This window comes from Streptomyces sp. NPDC044106, from assembly GCF_056433985.1.
The window spans coordinates 219,837-237,572 of the sequence record NZ_JBWKFZ010000013.1; the positions used below are offsets into that span (position 1 = coordinate 219,837).

The window sequence follows — 17,736 nt, forward strand, 5'->3', positions numbered from 1 at the left end:
TCGGAGAGACCGTGACCGCTTTCGCCCCGGACTCGATCGTCCTGAATCGGAAATTGCCGCTCTGGTACCAGGTGTCGCAGTCCCTGCGCGCCTCGATACTGGGCCGCTCCCCCGACGCCCCGCTCCGGCTGCCCACCGAGGAGCAGCTGGCGGGGCACTACGGGGTGAGCGTGCTGACCATGCGGCAGGCGCTCAAGGAGCTGGAGGACGAGGGGCTGATCACCCGCCACCGGCGGCGCGGCACCTTCATCGAGCCGAGCGCGCAGCGCGGCTCCCCCGTCCGGCTGCTCGGCTCGGTCGACGCGATCGTGGCCCAGCAGTCGGGCATGAGGACCCGGCTCCTCGACCACGGCACGGTCCCGCTCCCCGCCGAACTGGCCGGGTACTTCCCGGGCTCGGCCGAGGTGGCGGCGTACCACCGGCTGCGCTGCGACGAGAAGACCGGCGAGCCGACCAACCACGCCCGCAACTACGTACGCCCCGAACTGGCCGCCCGCATCGAGCCGGACGATCTGGTGCGCTGGCCCATGACGAAGGTCCTGCGCGACGTGGTGGGCATCCGCATCAGCCGCATCACCGACACCGTCGAGGCCACGCTCGCCGACCCGGAGACCGCCCGGCTCCTCGAAGTGCCGCTGCTCAGCCCGATCCTGCACTACACGGGCGTCACCTACGACGAGGAGGGGCGGACCCTCGACGTCGCCCGCATCCACTACCGGGGCGACCGCTTCTCCTTCTCGGTCACGCTCGACGCGACGTGACGGGCGCGGGCGGGCACGTCGTACGATGCCCGGCGTGACGCACGACGAAGCGCCGCTGCTCGCGGACCTCATGCCGTGGTCCGTCGCACCGCTCCGGCCGGGCCGCGGGTGGCCGATGGGCCCGGACGCCGCATCCCTCAAAGCCCGTTGGGCGGCCCTCGTCCGCGCCGAGGGCCCCGAGCGCGAGGCACTCTTCTGCCCCACGCGCGCCCGCACCCCGCACACCGCGGTGGCGCAGCTGCCCGGCCACCCCGCGGGCACGGGCCGCATCGCCAGGGAGAGCGGTCCCTGCCCCGAGCCCGTGCGCGTCCTGCACGGCCCCTTCGACGAGCAGTGGCTGATCCCCGACCACCGCCTCCTCGACGTCGCCCGCCCCGAGCTGTGGCGGGTCGCGGGCGAGGGGCAGCTCTTCGCCGTCGAGCAGGGATACGTCCCCGGCGCCCCCGGGCCCGCCGTCCTCGCCTCGGCGGTGCTGCCGGACGGGCGCTCGCCGGCCGGGCGTCCGGGCCGCATCAGGCCGCTGTTCCGCCGCCCCGGGGGCCTGGAGCCCAATGTGGCGCCGGGACTGCTCGCCGAGCTCTCGGGCGTGCTCGGCCAGGACGTCACGGCGCGCGCCCTGCTCGCCTGGGTGCTCGCGGCGGGCACCGCGTCACCGGCGGGCTGCCGGGTCCCTCTCACCCGCGACGCCGACGTCTGGGCGCGGGGCGTGGAGCTCGGACAGCGCCTGCTCCGGTTGCGGATGCGGGGCGACGGCGAGCGCCCGAAGCTGCCCGGCGGTCGCAGGCCGTACGTCAGGGCGCCACTGCCCGCGTGGCCCCGCGCCCTGTCCTACGACGCCGAGCAGGAGGTCCTGCGGATCGGCGAGGAGGGCGTCGTCTCGCCGGTGCCGCGGGAGGCTTGGGAGTACGAGGTGAGCGGTGTGCGGGTCGTCGAGCGGTGGTTCGCGGTGCGTACGCAGGACGCGGAGGCGGGGACGCTGGAGGCGATCCGGCCCGCGGCCTGGCCCCAGCCCTGGACGTCCGAGCTCCTCGAACTGATCACGGTACTCGCGCTGACCGCGGAACTGGCCCCGCGCCAGGAGGATTTGACGGCCACGCTCGGCACACCGCTCACCGAGAGCGAGCTGCGCCGGGCGGGCGTCCTGCCCGTCCCCGACACGGCGCGGCGCCCCGCTTCGGTCCTCGACCACCGCGAAGAGGGCCCCGACGGGCAGTTCGCCCTGATATGACACAGGCTCTGAGCGTCGGCTACCCCGCTCCCGGCACGTCCGAACGGGACCGGAACGAGTCGAGAAGCCGCCGAAGCGCACGCTCGAAGCTCTCTTCGGCGTCGCCGGGGGCCGGTGCCTGCGCCAGCACCGCCGCGAGCCGCGGGTAGGCTCCGGCCGCCAGCTGCGCGGCGAGGTAGGCGGAACGCACCTCCTGCTCCTGCTCCGGCGACCACGGCAGGCTCCTGGCGCGCTCGGCGACGGCGATCTCGTTGGCCACGGACGTCAGCACTGTGCCGTTGACCATGGCGATGAGCTCCATCTTGGTGCCGTGCGGCGCGTCCAGTCCCTCCAGGATGCCGAGGCAGTGCTCCAGGTACCGCAGCACGTTCGGGCTGAAGCCGTACCCCGTCGCGGGCACGGACATGACGCGCACCATCCACGGGTGCCGGTGCAGGATCGTCCGGGTCTGCCGTCCGATGGCGAGCATGCCCGCGTACCAGTCGCCGCCCACGGCGTCCTCGGACAGCTCGTACTCGCCGCCGGCCGCGTCGATCATGAGCTCGTAGAGGTCCTCCTTGCGCGGCACGTAGTTGTACAGCGACATGGTGCCGCAGCCCAGCTCACCCGCCACGCGCCGCATGGACACCGCGTCGAGGCCGTCCGCGTCGGCGATGCCGCTGTCGCTCGTCGGGCTCGCCATGGCGTGGCGGATCGAGGGCGGGCCGCTCGCGGCGGTCGGCGCGTTCGGGCTGCTGCTGCTCTTCCGGTTCGCGACCACCTGGGTCGGGATCCTGCTCGGACTCGCCTCGCGGAGCGAGGAGGCGGCGGGGCAGCTTGGCAGCGCCACGTTCATGCTGCCGCTGCTGTCGAACGCGTACATCCCGGCCGACGGGCTGCCCTCCTGGCTGCGCCTGGTCGCCGAGTGGAATCCGATCAGCGCGGTGGCGACGGCGGTACGCGACCTGTTCGGCAACGCCCCCGTCCCGGCGGGCGCGGCCTGGCCGGTGGCGCACCCCGTGGCGGGCTCGGTGCTGTGGTCGCTGGTGCTGCTCGCGCTGTGCGCGCCGCTCGCCGTACGCCGGTACGCGCGCGGCGAAGGACGCTAGGAACGTCCGGCGCAGGCCTGGAACAGCCACTGGGCCGCCACCCGGGGAGTTGGGGCGTGGCGGCCCGGCGGTCGTTGACGGCCCGGCTGGGATTCGACGGCCGCGGAAGGTGCTCGGAGACGGGCTCGGGGCACGGGGCGGCCGGGACAGGTGGTGACAGGTGACGGGGTGAGCGGGGTGGGTGGGAAAGATCCGCCGCGGAGCGGCGGTTCCGTCCCGGGACCACCCGCGGTCAGCGTCCGCCGAACAGCGAGCGCCGCAGCCTGCGCAGTGGCGCGAAGAGCGAGACTCGCCTCACTCGGGCACCCCTGCTGCTCCGGGCGTGCGCGGCGTCACGTGAGGTCAGCTCACGCATCAGCAGCGTCGCCTCGTACGACTCGCGCTGCGGGACGGCGGGGCCGCCCAGCACCGAGAGATGACGATCGAGACGCGAACTGCTCGCGCTGCTGCCACAGGTGATCGCAGGGACACGCGCCCTGCTGCGCACCGTTATCTGTTCCATGTCACTCCCCACCCGTACGAGGGCACCCGGCCCAGGGCAGGTTAACCCTATCGCCCTGCCACGACACTCGTGTATCCCGGTCACAGGATTCACCTACCCTGCAAGGAGGTTGACGATTACTCTCCGAATCCGAGTGATTCCAGGGCGAGTTGGACATACGCCCCCACGTCGGGGCGGGAAGCGCCTCCGCCGGGCCCCGCGGCGCTCACGGCAGACGCGCGCCCCCTGGCGCCGAGCGGATGTGACGTGGGGTATCTCACGTGCCGTCGCCGGGAACCGGTGCGGTGGTCAGGCGTAGTACCGGTAGACGGCACGGGCGACGCACGCGGGCTTCCCGCCGCCCTCGACCTCCACGGTGAACATCAGTTCCAGCTGCACGCCGTCTCCCTTGACCGCCGTCACGGAGTCGACGGCGCCGTGCAGGCGGATCTTCGCGCCGACCGGTACCGGGCGGGGAAAACGGACCTTGTCCAGGCCGTAGTTGACGCTCATGGACACCCCGGTGAGTTCGAGGAGTTCACCGAAGAGAGGGATGATCAGGGAGAGGGTGAGGTAGCCGTGGGCGATGGGGCCGCCGAAGGGGCCGTCCTTCGCCCGCTCCGGGTCGGTGTGGATCCACTGGTGGTCGTCGGTGGCGGTCGCGAAGGTGTCGACGCGGTCCTGGGTGATCTCCAGCCAGTCGGTGCGGCCGAGATCCGTACCGGCGAGGGCCGTGAGGCCGGCGAGGCCATGGGCGACAGCGGGCATGGGAGTGCCTTTCGAGGAGGGCGACCGGACGGGCGCCGGTCACGGTGACGGGGGCCTACACATTCGGGTGGGACGCGCGCACCGCGGCCTTGACGACCTTTCCGGAGGCCGTGCGCGGCAGGCTCCCGGCGAAGGCGACGGATCGGGGCACCTTGTACTTGGCGAGGCGGTCCCGCAGGTGGGCGAGGAGTTCGGCAGCGCTCGTACGGGCGCCGGTTTCGAGGACGACGACGGCGTGGCCGCTCTCGCCCCAGGTGTCGTCGGGCACGCCGACGACGGCGCACTCGCGGACGGCGGGGTGCGCGAGCAGCGCCCGCTCGACCTCGGCCGGGTAGACGTTCTCGCCGCCGGAGACGTACATGTCCTTCACCCGGTCGACGATGTAGGCGTATCCGCCGTCATCCGTCCGGGCGATGTCACCGGTGCGCAGCCAGCCGTCGTCGGTGAGCGCGGCCGCCGTGTCCGCGGGGCGGCCCCAGTAGCCGGTCATGACGTTCGGGCCGCTGACGTGGATCTCGCCGCTTCGGCCCGGCGGCGCCTCGCCGCCGTCCGGCAGGACCACGCGGGTGTCGGTGAAGAAGTGCGGCAGGCCCGCGGAACCCGCCTTCGCCGCACTCTGCTCCCGGTCCAGCAGGAGGATGCCGGGGGACGCCTCGGTCATGCCGTAGCCCTGGCCGAACGCCAGTCCGCGCGCGAGGTAGGTCTCGATGGTGCGGGCGGGCACCGGCGCCCCGCCGCAGTTGAGGGTGCGCAGGCTCGACAGGTCCGCGCTCGCCCACCGGGGCCGGGCGACCATCGCGTCGTACATCGTGGGAGCGCCGAACATGGTGGTCACGCGGTGGTGTTCGATGGCGTCGATGACGGTGTCGGCGTCGAAGGAGCCGAGCAGCACCACGCGACCGCCCTTGAGGAGGGTCGGCAGACACGTCATGTTGAGGGCGGCGGTGTGGAACAGCGGGGCGACGGCCAGGGTGACCTCGTCGCCCGCGAGATCGCTGTCGACCAGGACGTTGACGCTGTTCCAGGTGACGTTGGCGTGCGAGAGGACGGCGCCCTTGGGACGGCCTGTCGTCCTCGAGGTGTACATGATCATGCAGGGGTCGTCGGGGGCGACGGCCTCGTCCAGGGGCTCGGTCGCGGCGCCGTCGAGCAGCTCGTCGTAGCCGACGGCGGCCGTACCGGACGCACCGGACGTACCGGACGCACCGGACGCGCCGAGGGCGACGCGGTGGCGTACGCCGGCCTCTGTGGCGGCCTCGGCGGCCGTGGCGCCCTGCTCGGTCCCGTGCACGAGGACGGTGGCGCCCGCGTCGGAGAGGTTGTACGCCAACTCCGCTGCGGTCAGCCGGGTGTTGAGGTGTACGAAGACGGCGCCGAGCACGCCGGCCGCGAACAGGGCCTCGACGAAGGACGGGTGGTTGGGGCCGAGGTGGGCGACCCGGTCGCCGCGGCCGGTGCCGAGGGAGCGCAGCCCGTGGGCCAGGCGCAGCACGCGCCGGTGCAGCTCCCGGTAGTACGCGGCCGTCTCGTCGATGGTCGGCTGCCGGTGCCCGTGGGCCTTGAAGTACTTCTCGGAGGCGCCGAACAGCTCGGGGCTCAGGGCTCCGTGGCCGTCCTTGGAGATCTCGGCGTGGGTGTGGACGTCGATGGCGGTCAGCGCGGCGACGTCGATGGCCGGGGCGTTCATGTCAGGCCTCCGGTGTCCGGGGTGCGGGGATGCCGTACGTCTCGGGCTCGGCGCCGACGCCACGGTGCCACTCCTCGCCGATCGCCTCGGCGCTCCAGCCGCCGTCGGCGAAGGCGACCGCCTTCTCCTTGGGGTGCGCCCACAGCGCGAGGCGGTCGTATCCGCGTGCGGTGAACCGCTCGGCGACCTTCTCGAAGAAGACGTACCGGCTGTTCTTGTCGTAGGGCAGCCGGACGAGCACGGCGGGGGCCGGTTCCTCGCCAGCGCCGTACACATCGGTCGCCAGCAGGATCCCGTCGCGCGTGCGCACGTGGTGCTGGCGGGCCCGGTCGGACAGGGGCTGGGGCGTGACACGCTCGAAGGCAAGGCTCATGACGGCCCTCCACGCAGAGGAAACATTGAGAAAAACAATGTGATATAACAACGTTGCATTTAACTGCCGACACCGTCACCCCCCTCTCTGAGCTAGGTTTCCTCCATGCCGATCGACGTCGACGAAGTCCAGCGCCGCAAGGAGATCGCGGAGGCCACGCTCGCCGTGGCCGCTCGCGACGGGGCGCGGGCGATCACCATTCGCGCCGTCGCGAAGGAGCTCGGCGGCTCCACGGCCATGGTCACGAACTACGTGCCCACCCGCACCGCCCTGATCACCAACGCCGTCCGCGCCGCCGAGTCGCGCTGGCGCTCCGAACTGGCGGCCCGCACCGGGGAGCTGACCGGCCCCGAACGCCTGCGCGCCGTGGTCGAGTGGAACCTCAGCACCGACGCGGACGACCTGCTGCTGCGGTCGCTCTGGCTGGAGATGCTGACGTCCGCGGGCACCGACCCGAACGGCGTCGACCTCACGGAGACGCGTGAGTCCCGCCAGGAGTTCGCCGAGGCCGCCGCCGCGGCCGGCGCGCCCGACGCCCCGCTCGCCGCCGACATCCTCTCCCTGCTGACCCGCGGCTACTTCGTCTCCAGCGTGGAGGATCCCGCGCACTGGACCGAGGAGCGCACCGCCCGCGTCGTCGGCGCCGTGGTCAGGGCCCTCACCCAGAACTGACGTGCGTCGCGGGCGGATTGGTGTGGAAGGGGCCGCAACAGCGCTCGCTTGAGCTACTTTTGGGGAGCATCGCACTGCTGCGAATGGGGGCACCCGTGAGTCGGCCAGAGCGCGTGATCGCCGGGCGCTACCGTCTCCTCGCCCCCTTGGGCGAAGGCGGCATGGGCACCGTGTGGCAGGCCCGCGACGAGGTGCTCGGGCGCGAGGTGGCCGTCAAGGAAGTGCGCGCCCCCGCCGGGCTCCCCGCCGTCGAGGTCGACCGGCTGTACGCCCGCCTCGAACGCGAGGCCTGGGCCGCCGCCCGCATCCCGCACCGGAACGTGGTCACGGTCTACGACGTGGCGAGCGAGGGCGGCCGTCCGTGGATCGTCATGGAGATGGTGCGCGGCCTCTCCCTGTCCGACGTGCTCGACGCCGAGGGAGCGCTGCCCCCGCGGCGGGCCGCCCACATCGGCGCAGAGGTCCTCGCCGCGCTGCGCGCCGCCCACGGCGCCGGGGTCCTGCACCGCGACGTCAAGCCGGGCAACGTCCTGATCGCCAACGACGGCCGCGTCGTCCTCACCGACTTCGGCATCGCCCTGGTCGAGGGCAGCTCGGCGCTGACGATGACCGGCGAGGTCATCGGTTCGCCCGAATTCCTCGCCCCGGAGCGGGCGTTGGGGCAGCGTCCCGGGCCCGCTTCCGACCTGTGGTCGCTCGGCGTCCTGCTGTACGCGGCGGTGGAGGGCAGCTCGCCGTTCCGCCAGGACACCCCGCTGAGCACGCTGCGCGCGGTCGTCGACGAGCCGCTGCCGCCCGCACGCGGGGCAGGGCCGCTCGCCCCGGTGATCGAGGGGCTGCTGCGCAAGGACCCGGACGAACGGATGTCCGCCGCCGACGCCGAGCGCGACCTGCGGACCGTGGCCGCGGGCGGCACCCCGCACGCGGAGACCTCGCTCTCCCACCAGCCGACGGCCACCACCGAGCGGCAGCAGTACGGTCCGGCCCCGCCGGTGCCGCTCCCCCTCCCCCCGCCGCCGTCCACCACGACCACGGACACCACGGCGACCGGGCAGCAGGGCCGGTCCCGGCGCGCGGTAGCAGCCTTGGTGGCGGGGCTCGTCGTCCTGGCGCTCGCGATCGGCGGCATCGCGTACGCCCTGATCAACCGCGACAACGGCGACGGGGACGGCGGGAGTTCGGCGGGCGCCGACGGCAGTGCCGGGACCGCCGACGGCCAGGGCGGCGACAGCGGCGCCTCGAACGGGGCGAACGGCTCGGACGGGGGCTCCGGCGGAGGCGGGACGACCGGCTCGGCGGACGGGAACGGCGACGGTGGCGGCACCACGACCGGCGGTGGCGGCACGAACGGAGGCAGTGGCGGGAGCGGCGGCCACGGCGGTACCGCCCCGACGCCCGTCCAGAGCGTGAAGGTGTACGTCTCCGGCAGCCGCACGCAGTACGAGGGAGCGTGTCCGCCCGCGGCCGGCCGGGCGCCGTCGTTCACCGCGACGTTCACGGTGGGGCGCGTCCCCGCCACCGTCGAGTACCGCTGGGTCACGAGGTCCGGCACGTCGGGCGATCCCGGCTGGAAGACGCTGTCGTTCGCTTCGGGCGGTGGCAAGGTCCGGCAGGCCAGTCACGTCGAGACCGCGTACGACCCGGGCGGCGGGACGTACGAGAACGCGGTCGGCGTCCAGGTGCGTGCGCCGGTGACGACGGCCTCGAACTCCGTCGCGTACAAGGTGACCTGCGTGCAGGAGACCCCGACGGGCGAGGCCTCCTACACGCCGTGACGGGCCTTGTGGGGTCAGGCCGCCGCGGTGAACACGGGGAGGTAGCCACCGGACTGTCCGGCGGCGGTGGGGTGGTAGGACTCGCCGATGTTGAGCCAGTTCACGCTGTGCAGCCAGGAGCTCGACGAACAGATCTCGTGCCCGGTGAAGGCGGACGTGACGCTGCCGAACGTGAAGCCGTGGTCGGCGGCGCGCTTCTCGGTGGCCGCGTTGAGGTAGTCGGACGCGGAGTTGATGGCGGTCCGCTCGCGCTCGGAGAGGCCCGCGAGGCAGCTGCCGCCCAGCTTGTAGAAGCGGGGGTAGCCGAGGACGACGACGTGGGCGGCGGGGGCCTTCGCCCGGATCGCGTCGTAGACCCTGTCGAGGTTGCCGGGGAGCGTGGAGTCGACGTACTTGCGGGCGGTGTCGATGCGTGCCAGGCAGGTGCTCTCGGACTGCAGCACACAGGTCGTCATGACGTCGGCGAACCCGGCGTCGTTGCCGCCGATGGAGATCGAGACGAGACCCGTGCCGCTGCCCAGGGGACCCAGCTGGCCCGAGAGAACATCACCCGTACGAGCGCCCGAGCAGGCGACGAAATTAAAGCTTGCGGGTGAATGGGCGGCGGCCCACAGGGCGGGGTAGGCGCGGGTGCTGCGCTTGCAGTCCCCGCTGGCGCCGTCGTAGTTGCCGGCCCCGACGCCCGAGGAGTAGGAGTCCCCGAGGGCCACATAACCGCCGGCAGCGGCCCGCGAGTCGGCCGACTGGTCCGCGTGGGCCGCTGCCGCGCCGGTGAGGGCGAAGGCGGCCGCGAGGAGGAGCGAGGACATGTATGCCGTGATTCCGGACAATTTCATGGAACCTCCCTTAGCAGGATTTCTGCCTCGACCGTGGTAGCACGCACCCCCGGCCGCCGATAGTGTTCATGACAATGAGTTCCTCAACAATTCCCTTGCCCGTTCTGGAAGTTCGCCAAGCCGACGGGGACGGCGGGAACCAACAGGGGAACAACGGGCAGCGACGGGGAACACCCGCACCCCCTCCCGGAACGGGACACAAGGGACGCACTGCGGAAACCTGATGCACAACGGCGTGTACGTGCCGGATCATGTCGGCATGTCTGCGAACCCACAGGACGCCCTGCCGATGCGGCTCAACGTCGACGACAGCGACTCCCCGGCGGATGTCGTGGACGCGCTCTTCCTCGGCCGTTTCGCGACGGGCGAGCAGCCCTTCTCGCACAGCGCCAACATCGACCGCGTCAAGTCCGGTTCCACCCTGGTGCCGCCCGGCGCGACGGTGCTGCGCGCGGCCCGCGACGACGACCGCAGCGCGACGCTCGCCGAGGGCGAGGGATGGACGGTACTCGTCTCCCGCTGGAACCGCGGCGCCGACGTCACAGTGACGGCGACCACCGCCGAGCTCGCCGAGAAGGTCCTGAAGCAGGCCACGGACGACGCGCAGGACGAGCCGGAGCCCCAGCCGGAGAACGTGACCATGGGCTTCTGGTACGTCTCCCCGCGGCGCGGCCCGCACCGCACCACCCGGCAGATCTCGGCCGGTACGTGGGAGGAGGTGCGGTCCAACTACACGGCGCCGGTCGCCGGCGCCATGGACTCGCTGATGAAGACCACGCCCGAGGACATCTCGGGACGGCTCCTGCTGCTGCACGGCCCGCCGGGCACGGGCAAGACGTCGGCGCTGCGGACGCTGGCCCGCTCCTGGCGCGACTGGTGCCAGGTGGACTGCGTCCTCGACCCGGAGCGGCTGTTCAGCGACGTCGGCTACCTCATGGACATCGCGATCGGCGAGGACGACGGCACGGCCAAGGGCCGCTGGCGGCTGCTGCTCCTGGAGGACTGCGACGAGCTGATCCGCGGCGAGGCGAAGCACACGGCGGGCCAGGCGCTCTCGCGCCTGCTCAACCTCACCGACGGCCTGCTCGGCCAGGGCAGGAACGTCCTGGTGGGCGTCACGACCAACGAGGACCTGGAGCGCCTGCACCCCGCGGTGGTCCGCCCCGGCCGCTGCCTGGCCCGCATCGAGGTCGGCGCGCTGACCCGCCGCGAGGCCGTGGAGTGGCTCGGCACGGAGGACGGCGTGAGCCGCGAGGGCGCGACCCTGGCGGAACTCTTCGCCCTGCGCCGTGGCACGACGCCGACGTCGGTCCCGGGCCAACGGGAGGGCGCGGACGCGGGGTTGTACCTGTAGGGGCGCGTTCAGGGAGAATCGTTCGGCACCGTCCCGGACCCGGGCCCCCGGCCCCGGGCACAGGCACAGGCACAGGCACAGGCGGACGCCCTAGCCGACGTCCCCGTACGCCGCGCGCAACGCGTCCCGCACAGCCGCCGCCGCGTCCTCCTCCGAGAGTCCGAGCCGCCGCACCCGCTCCGCGTACGCCTGCGCCTCGGCCGACGCCGCCCGAGCCGCCGCGTCGCCCGCCGCGGCGACGAACGTGCCGTTGCGCCCCCGCGTCTCGACGACCCCGTCGGCCTCAAGTGCCCGATAGGCCTTGGCCACCGTGTTGGCCGCGAGCCCGAGCGATTCGGCGAGCCCCCGCACCGTGGGCAGCTTGTAGCCGACCGGCAGCGCCCCCGACCGCGCCTGCCCGGCGATCTCCGCCCGCACCTGCTCGTACGGCGCGACGCCCGCGCCCTCATCGATGTCGATCTTCAACGTCACGGGGCGATTGTCCCGCACGACCCGGCCCCGGCGGCACACCCGCGCTCCCCGGACCGCGCACCCGCGGAAAATGGGAGGCACCTCGGCGCGCCCCGCGCGTACCGTGCCGGTCCATGACAGTGATCGTTCGAGCCCTCGCCCACAACGCCCCGGCGGCAGCCGCCGCCGCGGACGACGCGGGTTTCGCCGCCGTACGGCGGGCCTGTGTACCCGCCATGCTCGCCACCGCCGACTCGGTCGCCTTCGACCGCGCGCACGCCCACCCGGACTCCGCCTACCGGCAGTTGGTCGCCGAGGTGGACGGCGAGATCATCGGCACGGCGCAGGTGGGGCTCGCCCACGACAGTCCCGAGCCGGGCCAGGGCTTCGCCAACATCTACGTCCGTCCGGAGCGGCTCGGCAGAGGCGCGGGGACGCTGCTCCTGCGCACCGCGGAGGAGTATCTGGCGGACGCCGGCGCGCACACCCTGTACTCGTGGGTGCTCGACAGCCCCGAGAACCTCGCCTTCGCCGCGAGCCGCGGCTATGCGGCGCGGCGCACCGCGCACTTCCTCCGCCTCGATCTGGCGCACGGCGCCCTGCCGCCCCGCCAGGAGCCGCCCGCCGGGGTCGAGCTGGTCAGCGGATCGGTGTTCGCGGACGACGCGCGGCCGCTGTTCGCGCTGGACGCGGAGACCGCGGCGGACGAACCGACGGATGTGGCAGCCGAGTTCACGGACTACGAGCACTGGCTCACCGAGACCTGGCGCCACCCGCTGGTCAGCCAGGAGCTCACCACCGTGGCTCTGGTGGACGGTGTCCCCGCGGCGTTCACGCTGGCCCGTACGGACGGCGCGGGACGGTACGCCTCCGGCATGACGGGCACCGCGCGCGACCGTCGCGGCCGCGGCCTGGCCAAGCTCGCCAAGAACGACTCCCTGCACCGGGCCCGCGCGGCAGGCTGCACACAGGCCTTCACGGGCAACGACGCCGGGAACGAGCCGATGCTGGCGATCAACAAGTGGTTCGGCTACGAGATCTGTGACACGGAGGTACGTCATGTCCGCACCCTCGGCTGACGCGACCGGGTCGGCGATGACCGTGGAGATCGCCCTCGTGAAGGCGGGCCGGACCAAGATCCGCTACCCGGCACGGCTCCTCCACGACGACGGCAGCCACATCACCGTCCGGGCGCCCTGGGCCGCCCCGCACGTCCGCGACTTCGGCTTCGTGCGCTTCGAGCCGGGCGACGTCTTCACCGAGCACTACTGGCGCGACCGCTGGTACGCGGTCAAGGAGGTGTACGCCGCGGACGGCACCCTCAAGGGCTGGTACTGCGACGTGACTCGCCCCGCGGTCCGCGACGGCGCCGTCCTCACGGTCGAGGACCTCGACCTGGACCTCTGGTGCTCGGCGGACGGCTCCGACGTACTGCGCCTGGACGAGGACGAGTTCGCCGCGAGCGGCCTGTCCGGCACGGACCCGGCGGCGGCCGCGGCGGCGCTCCGGGCCCTTGACGATCTCGAGTCGATGGCCCGTAGCGGCGCACTCGTGACCGGGCCTCGATCAGAAAGCGGGCCGGAAGAGGTCTACCGGGCGCCGTGAATGGACATCGGTAAGGCAGGGCGTCGGAATGCCGGGAGGCCGCCATGCGTCGAGTGACCACGCACAAACCCGTGGGCAAGCCGGTCAGCCGCCGGGTGCGGGAGCGGCAGGAGGCGGAGATCCGGCCGCGCGAAAGGCCCGAGGTCCGCAAGGACATCCAGCGGACCTGGTGGCCGGACGGCTGAGCCGGGGATGAAGCACGGCTGAGCCGTGGACGAGCCCTCGTCAGTGGTCCGCGAGCCGCTTGCGGTAGTGGATGCGGTCGTAGGGCCCGTCCACGCGCCGCTCGACGACCTCGTACCCGTAGCGGGGATAGATCTTCTGGTTCTCCCACATCAGCGCGTTGGTGTAGAGGCGGATCTCGGGAAGTCCCAGCGCACGCGCGTGCGCGTCCACGAAGGCGAGAAGACGACGGCCCACCCCCTGCCCGGCGGCATCGGGGTGGACCGCGATCGACTCCAGCAGGAGCGTCCCTTCGTACGGGCGCGGGACGAGCACCAGGAGACCCACCACGGGGTCCCCGGTGACGTACACGAACCCGGCCGCCACATCGGCCGCGTGGTCGGCCTCCATCGGGACGGGGACGAGCCCGATGCGTTCGATGTAGCGGTGGTACGCCGCGTCCGTGACCGCCCGCACGGCGGGCACGTCGGCGGCGGTGGCGGGGCGGATGTCCGCAGGGGCCTTCGGTGTGGTCATGCCCCTACGTCTACGTCACGCCGGCGCGCCCGCACCACCACCTTGCGCAACAAGGGCCATGCCACGATCAGGACGATGAGGCCATAGACCGTCACGGAGAACGGTGTGTCGACGAGGCCGGACACGCTGCCGTCGCTGATCTGCAGGGCGCGGCGCAGCTGTTGCTCGGCGTTCGGGCCGAGGATGACACCGATGACGGCGGGCAGGATCGGCAGTCCGTACCGTCGCATGCCGAAGCCGATCAGGCCGATGACGAGCAGAATGACCAGGTCGAGCGGCTCGCCACCGACCGCGTAGGCGCCCACGGCCGCGAAGAAGAGGATGCCCGCGTAGAGGTAGGGGCGCGGGATGCGCAGGAGCTTCGCCCAGAGCGGCGCCAGCGGCAGGTTCAGGGCGAGGAGCAGCACCATGCCGACGAAGAGCGAGGCGATGAGGCCCCAGACGAGGTCCGCCTCGCGTTCGAAGAGGAGGGGTCCGGGCTGGATGCCGTACTGCTGGAAGGCGGCGAGCATCACGGCGGCGACGGCGGTCGTGGGCAGGCCGAGCGTCAGCATGGAGACGAGGGTGCCTGCGGCCGAGGCGGACGAGGCCGACTCGGGGCCCGCGACGCCCTCGATGGCGCCCTTGCCCCACTCCTCCTTGTGCTTGGAAAGGCGCTTCTCGGTGACGTAGGAGAGGAAGGTCGGGATCTCCGCGCCGCCGGCCGGGATCGCGCCGAACGGGAAGCCGATGAGGGGGCCGCGCAGCCATGACTTCCAGGTGCGCCCGACGTCGTTCCTGTCGAGCCAGGGGCGGCCCACCGGGATCGCCTGTGTACTGGTGCGGCGCAGGTGGGCGGCGACCCACAGAGCCTCGCCGATCGCGAAGAGCCCCACCGCGACGATCACCACGTCGATGCCGTCGGCGAGTTGGAGCGAGCCGAAGGTCAGCCGCTGCTGGCCCGTCATCTGGTCCAGGCCGACGAGGCCGATGGTCAGGCCGATCAGGAGTGAGGCGAGTCCGCGGATACGGGACGAGCCGAGCACGGAGGTGACCGCGATGAAGGCGAGCACCATGATGGCGAAGTAGTCGGGCGCGCCGATGTCGACGGCGAGGTCGGCGACCGTCGGCGCGAGGACCACCAGGAGCGTCGTGCCGATCATGCCGCCCGCGAAGTGCCCGATGGCGGCGGCCGCGAGGGCCTGTGCACCGCGCCCCGACCTGGCCATCGGGTGGCCCTCCATGGCGGCGACGACGGCCGCGCTCTCCCCCGGCGTGTTGAGCAGGATCGACGTCGTCGAGCCGCCGAACATCGCGCCGTAGTAGATGCCCGCGAACATGATGAAGGCGCCGGTCGGTTCGAGGCCGTACGTCACCGGGAGCAGCAGCGCCACCGCCATCGCGGGGCCGATGCCGGGCAGCACGCCGATCGCCGTGCCGAGCAGGACGCCGACCGCGGCCCACAGGAGGTTGACGGGGGTGAGAGCGGTGCCGAAGCCGTCCATCAGGGAGTTGAAGGCGTTCATGTCACAGCACTCCCATCAGGGGGCCGCCCGGCAGAGGCACGCCGAGCAGGTTGTTGAAGACTTCGTAGGTGACGACGGAGAGTGCGGCGGCGATGAGCGGGTCGCGGTCGAGGTGGCGGCTGCCGAGCGCGTGGGCGGCGCCCCAGAAGAGCAGCGCCCCGGCGACCGGGAAGCCGGCCGGTTCGATGAGGACGGCGGTCATGAGGAAGACGCCCGCGAGCAGCAGCACGGTGCGCCGGTCGGCGGGTTCGGACAGGTCGATGTCCTCGCCGCCCTCGGCCTCGCCGCGCCCGCCGCGCAGCACGTCGACGGCGAGCAGGACGGCGACGACGAGCAGTCCGGTGCCGACGACGACCGGCACGGTCTTCGGGCCGATCGGGCCGCGCTGGGTGATGTCGACGTCCATGGTGAGCGCGTCGGTGAGGACGAGCGCGCCGAGGGCGAGGAGCAGGACGCAGACGCCGAGTTCGGAGTGCTCGCGCAGCCAGGCCCTGCGGTTTCGCGGATCGCGGGGGAGGTCGGCGGTGGTCACAGTCCCAGCTCCTTCAGTACCGAGACGACGCGCTGGTCCTGGGCGTCCAGGAAGTCGCCGAACTTCTCTTTGGTGAGGAAGGCGTCGTCCCAGCCGTTCTTCGTCAGGGACTCGCGCCACTCCTTGGAGGCGTGCAGCTTCTCGACGAGCACGGTGAGCTTCTCGCGCTCGGCGTCGCTGAGGCCGGGCGGGGCGACGATGCCGCGCCAGTTGGTGAAGTCCACGTCGTAGCCGGACTCCTTGAGCGTCGGCCCGTCGAGGCCCTTCACCCGCTTCGGCCCGGTGACGGCGAGCAGCCGCAGCTCCCCCGACTTGATCTGGTCGAGGTATTCGCCGACTCCGGAGACCCCGAAGGCGACCTTGCTGCCGAGGATGGAGGCGAGCAGTTCGCCGCCGCCGTCGAACGGAACGTAGTTGACCTTCCGCGGCTCGATCCCGGCGGCACGCGCCATCAGCATCGGGGCGAGGTGGTCGGGCCCGCCGGGCGACGAGCCGCCGCCCACGGGTACCTTGCCCGGGTTCCTCCTCCAGGCGTCGACGAGCTGGCCGATGGTTTCGTACGGGGAGTTTCTGGCGACCACGACGACGTCCTGCTCCTCGGTGAGCCGGGCGATGGGGGTGGTGTCGGCCAGGGTCTTCGGGGAGTGGTTGGAGCGGGCGGCGCCCACGACGCCGAGGCCCATGGACATGGCGAGCTTGCCGTTGCCGTGTTCGCCGACGAGCCGGGTCAGGCCGACGGTGCCGCCCGCGCCCGGCAGGTTGAAGACCTCGATGTTGTGGGTGAGTCCGGCGTCCTCGGCGTTCTTCGCCGCGGTGCGGGCGGTGATGTCGTAACCGCCACCGGGCGTGTTGGGGACCATGAGGCGCAGGCCGGGGATCTGGGTGCCGGTGTCCGCGCCGCTGCCCGGCGTGAGCAGCGGCGGCGCCACGAGGACGAGGAGAGCGGCCCCGAGCAGGGCGAGGGGTGTGCGCAGGCGCACGTGTGCCACCACCTGTCGGTCGGTAGTCGGGTGTGAGGTGGCCCACATGTTGCCCGCGCGTTGACAACCTGTCTCTCTTCCGGAATCAACGGACGTTGTGGTCGTTGTGGTCGCGCCCATAGCCTGCGGCGATGACAAGGGTGCTGGTCGTGGACGACGACTTCATGGTCGCCAAGCTGCACAGCCGCTACGTCGCGTCGGTGGAGGGCTTCACCGTGGCCGGCGTCGCCCACAGCGGCGCCGAGGCGGTCGACGCGGCGGCGCGCCTGCGCCCCGACCTCGTCCTCCTGGACGTGTACCTGCCTGACATGGACGGCATCGCCGTGCTGCGCGAGCTGCGGGCCGCCGAGGAGCGCGATCCCGGGCGCAGGCCGGTGGACGCCCTGTTCATCACGGCCGCGCGGGAGGCCGGGGTCGTCCGGGCCGCGCTGCGGGCGGGCGCCCTGCACTACCTGATCAAACCGTTCAACCAGGCGGCGCTGCATGCGCAGTTGAGACATGTGGCGGCGCTCAGGGCCCGGCTCGACGGCTTGCGGGAGGCCCGCCAGGAGGACGTCGACCAGCTCTTCGGCACGCGCCCGCCCGGCTCCCGCGAACTGCCGAAGGGCCTGGCCGCGCACACGGCGGAACTGGTGGAGCAGACGCTGCGCGGTCACCCGGGCGGTCTCTCGGCGTCGGAGTGCGCGCGGGCGGGCTCGTTGTCCCGGGTGAGCGCCCGCCGCTATCTGGAGTTCTTCGTGGCCACCGGGCGCGCGGAGGTGACGCTCCGGTACGGCGGGACGGGGCGGCCCGAGCGGCGGTACCGGTGGCTGGGCGAGGGCAATTCGGGCACGACCTGAGCGGAGTCCGAAGGCTTCCTTAACCGCACCATAAGGATCACCGTTCCCCGCTCCCAGCAGGGGATTTCGCGGTTTTCAGGGGCTAGCTTTCTGCTCGCCCCGC

General features: G+C 72.4%; 20 protein-coding genes and 1 pseudogene. 10 read left to right on the plus strand and 11 right to left on the minus strand.

Annotated features, from left to right (window positions below; genetic code table 11):
• Nucleotides 1-11 precede the first annotated feature (11 nt).
• Together AC07DI_RS24860 and AC07DI_RS24865 are read left to right on the plus strand one after the other, a co-directional pair.
• Nucleotides 12-761 carry a GntR family transcriptional regulator gene (locus tag AC07DI_RS24860; RefSeq protein WP_478906148.1) on the plus strand — a complete coding sequence of 250 codons (750 nt, stop codon included), beginning with the start codon at nt 12-14 and terminating at the stop codon, nt 759-761.
• Between the two features lie 25 nt (nt 762-786).
• The gene (locus AC07DI_RS24865; protein WP_478906149.1) at nt 787-1,989 is read left to right on the plus strand and encodes a type ISP restriction/modification enzyme; all 1,203 of its coding nucleotides are present in this window, start codon (nt 787-789) and stop codon (nt 1,987-1,989) included.
• Nucleotides 1,990-2,008: 19 nt separating this feature from the next.
• Here AC07DI_RS24865 and AC07DI_RS24870 read toward each other — a convergent pair whose 3' ends face one another.
• Nucleotides 2,009-2,671 carry a TetR/AcrR family transcriptional regulator gene (locus tag AC07DI_RS24870; RefSeq protein ID WP_478906150.1) on the minus strand — a complete coding sequence of 221 codons (663 nt, stop codon included), beginning with the start codon at nt 2,669-2,671 and terminating at the stop codon, nt 2,009-2,011.
• Between AC07DI_RS24870 and AC07DI_RS24875 the strand changes: the two are divergent.
• Nucleotides 2,643-3,077, plus strand: a pseudogene (locus AC07DI_RS24875) (ABC transporter permease); the annotation flags it as partial. The gene AC07DI_RS24870 and the pseudogene AC07DI_RS24875 overlap by 29 nt on opposite strands.
• A gap of 232 nt (nt 3,078-3,309) precedes the next feature.
• On the opposite strand, the gene AC07DI_RS24880 reads toward AC07DI_RS24875, so the two are convergent.
• The 4 genes from AC07DI_RS24880 to AC07DI_RS24895 form a co-directional block, all read right to left on the minus strand.
• Nucleotides 3,310-3,579 carry a hypothetical protein gene (locus AC07DI_RS24880; RefSeq protein ID WP_384251454.1) on the minus strand — a complete coding sequence of 90 codons (270 nt, stop codon included), beginning with the start codon at nt 3,577-3,579 and terminating at the stop codon, nt 3,310-3,312.
• A 288-nt stretch (nt 3,580-3,867) separates the two neighbouring features.
• Entirely contained in the window at nt 3,868-4,326 is a 459-nt protein-coding gene (locus AC07DI_RS24885; protein ID WP_478906151.1) for a MaoC family dehydratase, read from the minus strand.
• A 55-nt stretch (nt 4,327-4,381) separates the two neighbouring features.
• Nucleotides 4,382-6,013 (minus strand): acyl-CoA synthetase, encoded by a 1,632-nt coding sequence (locus AC07DI_RS24890; RefSeq protein WP_478906152.1) that lies wholly within the window; start codon nt 6,011-6,013, stop codon nt 4,382-4,384.
• A 1-nt stretch (nt 6,014) separates the two neighbouring features.
• Nucleotides 6,015-6,386, minus strand: coding sequence for a hypothetical protein (locus AC07DI_RS24895; protein WP_478906153.1), 372 nt, complete (start codon nt 6,384-6,386; stop codon nt 6,015-6,017).
• 105 nt (nt 6,387-6,491) lie between these two features.
• On the opposite strand from AC07DI_RS24895, the gene AC07DI_RS24900 reads away from it, so the two are divergent.
• Nucleotides 6,492-7,058 (plus strand): TetR/AcrR family transcriptional regulator, encoded by a 567-nt coding sequence (locus tag AC07DI_RS24900; protein WP_478906154.1) that lies wholly within the window; start codon nt 6,492-6,494, stop codon nt 7,056-7,058.
• Between the two features lie 83 nt (nt 7,059-7,141).
• A complete protein-coding gene (locus tag AC07DI_RS24905) occupies nt 7,142-8,833 on the plus strand; it encodes a serine/threonine-protein kinase (protein ID WP_478906155.1) in 1,692 nt (563 codons plus the stop codon).
• 14 nt (nt 8,834-8,847) lie between these two features.
• On the opposite strand, the gene AC07DI_RS24910 is transcribed toward AC07DI_RS24905, so the two are convergent.
• Nucleotides 8,848-9,669: an SGNH/GDSL hydrolase family protein gene (locus AC07DI_RS24910; RefSeq protein ID WP_478906156.1), complete on the minus strand. Its 822-nt coding sequence runs from the start codon at nt 9,667-9,669 to the stop codon at nt 8,848-8,850.
• Nucleotides 9,670-9,928: 259 nt separating this feature from the next.
• Between AC07DI_RS24910 and AC07DI_RS24915 the strand changes: the two genes are divergently transcribed.
• Nucleotides 9,929-11,023 carry a DUF5925 domain-containing protein gene (locus AC07DI_RS24915; protein WP_384251411.1) on the plus strand — a complete coding sequence of 365 codons (1,095 nt, stop codon included), beginning with the start codon at nt 9,929-9,931 and terminating at the stop codon, nt 11,021-11,023.
• 90 nt (nt 11,024-11,113) lie between these two features.
• Here AC07DI_RS24915 and AC07DI_RS24920 read toward each other — a convergent pair whose 3' ends face one another.
• On the minus strand, nt 11,114-11,494 hold the full coding sequence (locus AC07DI_RS24920; protein WP_384251409.1) for a GntR family transcriptional regulator: 381 nt from the start codon (nt 11,492-11,494) through the stop codon (nt 11,114-11,116).
• Between the two features lie 113 nt (nt 11,495-11,607).
• On the opposite strand from AC07DI_RS24920, the gene AC07DI_RS24925 reads away from it, so the two are divergent.
• The 3 genes from AC07DI_RS24925 to AC07DI_RS24935 are packed head-to-tail and all read left to right on the plus strand — an operon-like array spanning nt 11,608 to nt 13,263.
• Complete coding sequence (locus AC07DI_RS24925; protein ID WP_478906157.1) at nt 11,608-12,552, plus strand: N-acetyltransferase family protein; 945 nt, start codon at nt 11,608-11,610, stop codon at nt 12,550-12,552.
• The gene (locus AC07DI_RS24930; protein ID WP_478906158.1) at nt 12,533-13,078 is read left to right on the plus strand and encodes a ribonuclease FAU-1 family protein; all 546 of its coding nucleotides are present in this window, start codon (nt 12,533-12,535) and stop codon (nt 13,076-13,078) included. Before AC07DI_RS24925 ends, AC07DI_RS24930 begins: the two co-directional genes overlap by 20 nt.
• Nucleotides 13,079-13,122: 44 nt before the next feature.
• Nucleotides 13,123-13,263 carry a hypothetical protein gene (locus AC07DI_RS24935; RefSeq protein ID WP_478906159.1) on the plus strand — a complete coding sequence of 47 codons (141 nt, stop codon included), beginning with the start codon at nt 13,123-13,125 and terminating at the stop codon, nt 13,261-13,263.
• Nucleotides 13,264-13,303: 40 nt separating this feature from the next.
• On the opposite strand, the gene AC07DI_RS24940 is transcribed toward AC07DI_RS24935, so the two are convergent.
• From AC07DI_RS24940 to AC07DI_RS24955, 4 genes are read right to left on the minus strand one after another with little or no spacing between them, the layout of a single operon-like run.
• Nucleotides 13,304-13,777 carry a GNAT family N-acetyltransferase gene (locus AC07DI_RS24940; RefSeq protein ID WP_384251397.1) on the minus strand — a complete coding sequence of 158 codons (474 nt, stop codon included), beginning with the start codon at nt 13,775-13,777 and terminating at the stop codon, nt 13,304-13,306.
• A complete protein-coding gene (locus AC07DI_RS24945) occupies nt 13,774-15,282 on the minus strand; it encodes a tripartite tricarboxylate transporter permease (RefSeq protein WP_478906160.1) in 1,509 nt (502 codons plus the stop codon). Before AC07DI_RS24945 ends, AC07DI_RS24940 begins: the two co-directional genes overlap by 4 nt.
• Before the next feature lies 1 nt (nt 15,283).
• Nucleotides 15,284-15,814: a tripartite tricarboxylate transporter TctB family protein gene (locus AC07DI_RS24950; protein WP_478906161.1), complete on the minus strand. Its 531-nt coding sequence runs from the start codon at nt 15,812-15,814 to the stop codon at nt 15,284-15,286.
• Nucleotides 15,811-16,794, minus strand: a complete 984-nt coding sequence (locus AC07DI_RS24955; RefSeq protein ID WP_478906207.1) for a Bug family tripartite tricarboxylate transporter substrate binding protein — start codon at nt 16,792-16,794, stop codon at nt 15,811-15,813. The genes AC07DI_RS24950 and AC07DI_RS24955 overlap by 4 nt, the downstream gene beginning before the upstream one ends.
• Nucleotides 16,795-16,925: 131 nt before the next feature.
• Between AC07DI_RS24955 and AC07DI_RS24960 the strand changes: the two genes are divergently transcribed.
• Nucleotides 16,926-17,633, plus strand: a complete 708-nt coding sequence (locus tag AC07DI_RS24960) for a response regulator (RefSeq protein WP_478906162.1) — start codon at nt 16,926-16,928, stop codon at nt 17,631-17,633.
• The last annotated feature ends 103 nt before the right edge of the window (nt 17,634-17,736 follow it).

Bases quoted from the DNA above. Each gene is read 5' to 3' on its own strand.
- AC07DI_RS24895 (WP_478906153.1), bottom strand. From the start codon at position 6,386: ATGAGCCTTGCCTTCGAGCGTGTCACGCCCCAGCCCCTGTCCGACCGG.
- AC07DI_RS24925 (WP_478906157.1), top strand. From the start codon at position 11,608: ATGACAGTGATCGTTCGAGCCCTCGCCCACAACGCCCCGGCGGCAGCC.
- AC07DI_RS24900 (WP_478906154.1), top strand. From the start codon at position 6,492: ATGCCGATCGACGTCGACGAAGTCCAGCGCCGCAAGGAGATCGCGGAG.
- AC07DI_RS24945 (WP_478906160.1), bottom strand. From the start codon at position 15,282: ATGAACGCCTTCAACTCCCTGATGGACGGCTTCGGCACCGCTCTCACC.
- AC07DI_RS24910 (WP_478906156.1), bottom strand. From the start codon at position 9,669: ATGAAATTGTCCGGAATCACGGCATACATGTCCTCGCTCCTCCTCGCG.
- AC07DI_RS24935 (WP_478906159.1), top strand. From the start codon at position 13,123: ATGCGTCGAGTGACCACGCACAAACCCGTGGGCAAGCCGGTCAGCCGC.
- AC07DI_RS24885 (WP_478906151.1), bottom strand. From the start codon at position 4,326: ATGCCCGCTGTCGCCCATGGCCTCGCCGGCCTCACGGCCCTCGCCGGT.
- AC07DI_RS24940 (WP_384251397.1), bottom strand. From the start codon at position 13,777: ATGACCACACCGAAGGCCCCTGCGGACATCCGCCCCGCCACCGCCGCC.
- AC07DI_RS24915 (WP_384251411.1), top strand. From the start codon at position 9,929: ATGTCTGCGAACCCACAGGACGCCCTGCCGATGCGGCTCAACGTCGAC.
- AC07DI_RS24905 (WP_478906155.1), top strand. From the start codon at position 7,142: ATGGGGGCACCCGTGAGTCGGCCAGAGCGCGTGATCGCCGGGCGCTAC.
- AC07DI_RS24865 (WP_478906149.1), top strand. From the start codon at position 787: ATGCCCGGCGTGACGCACGACGAAGCGCCGCTGCTCGCGGACCTCATG.
- AC07DI_RS24890 (WP_478906152.1), bottom strand. From the start codon at position 6,013: ATGAACGCCCCGGCCATCGACGTCGCCGCGCTGACCGCCATCGACGTC.
- AC07DI_RS24960 (WP_478906162.1), top strand. From the start codon at position 16,926: ATGACAAGGGTGCTGGTCGTGGACGACGACTTCATGGTCGCCAAGCTG.
- AC07DI_RS24880 (WP_384251454.1), bottom strand. From the start codon at position 3,579: ATGGAACAGATAACGGTGCGCAGCAGGGCGCGTGTCCCTGCGATCACC.
- AC07DI_RS24870 (WP_478906150.1), bottom strand. From the start codon at position 2,671: ATGGCGAGCCCGACGAGCGACAGCGGCATCGCCGACGCGGACGGCCTC.
- AC07DI_RS24930 (WP_478906158.1), top strand. From the start codon at position 12,533: ATGTCCGCACCCTCGGCTGACGCGACCGGGTCGGCGATGACCGTGGAG.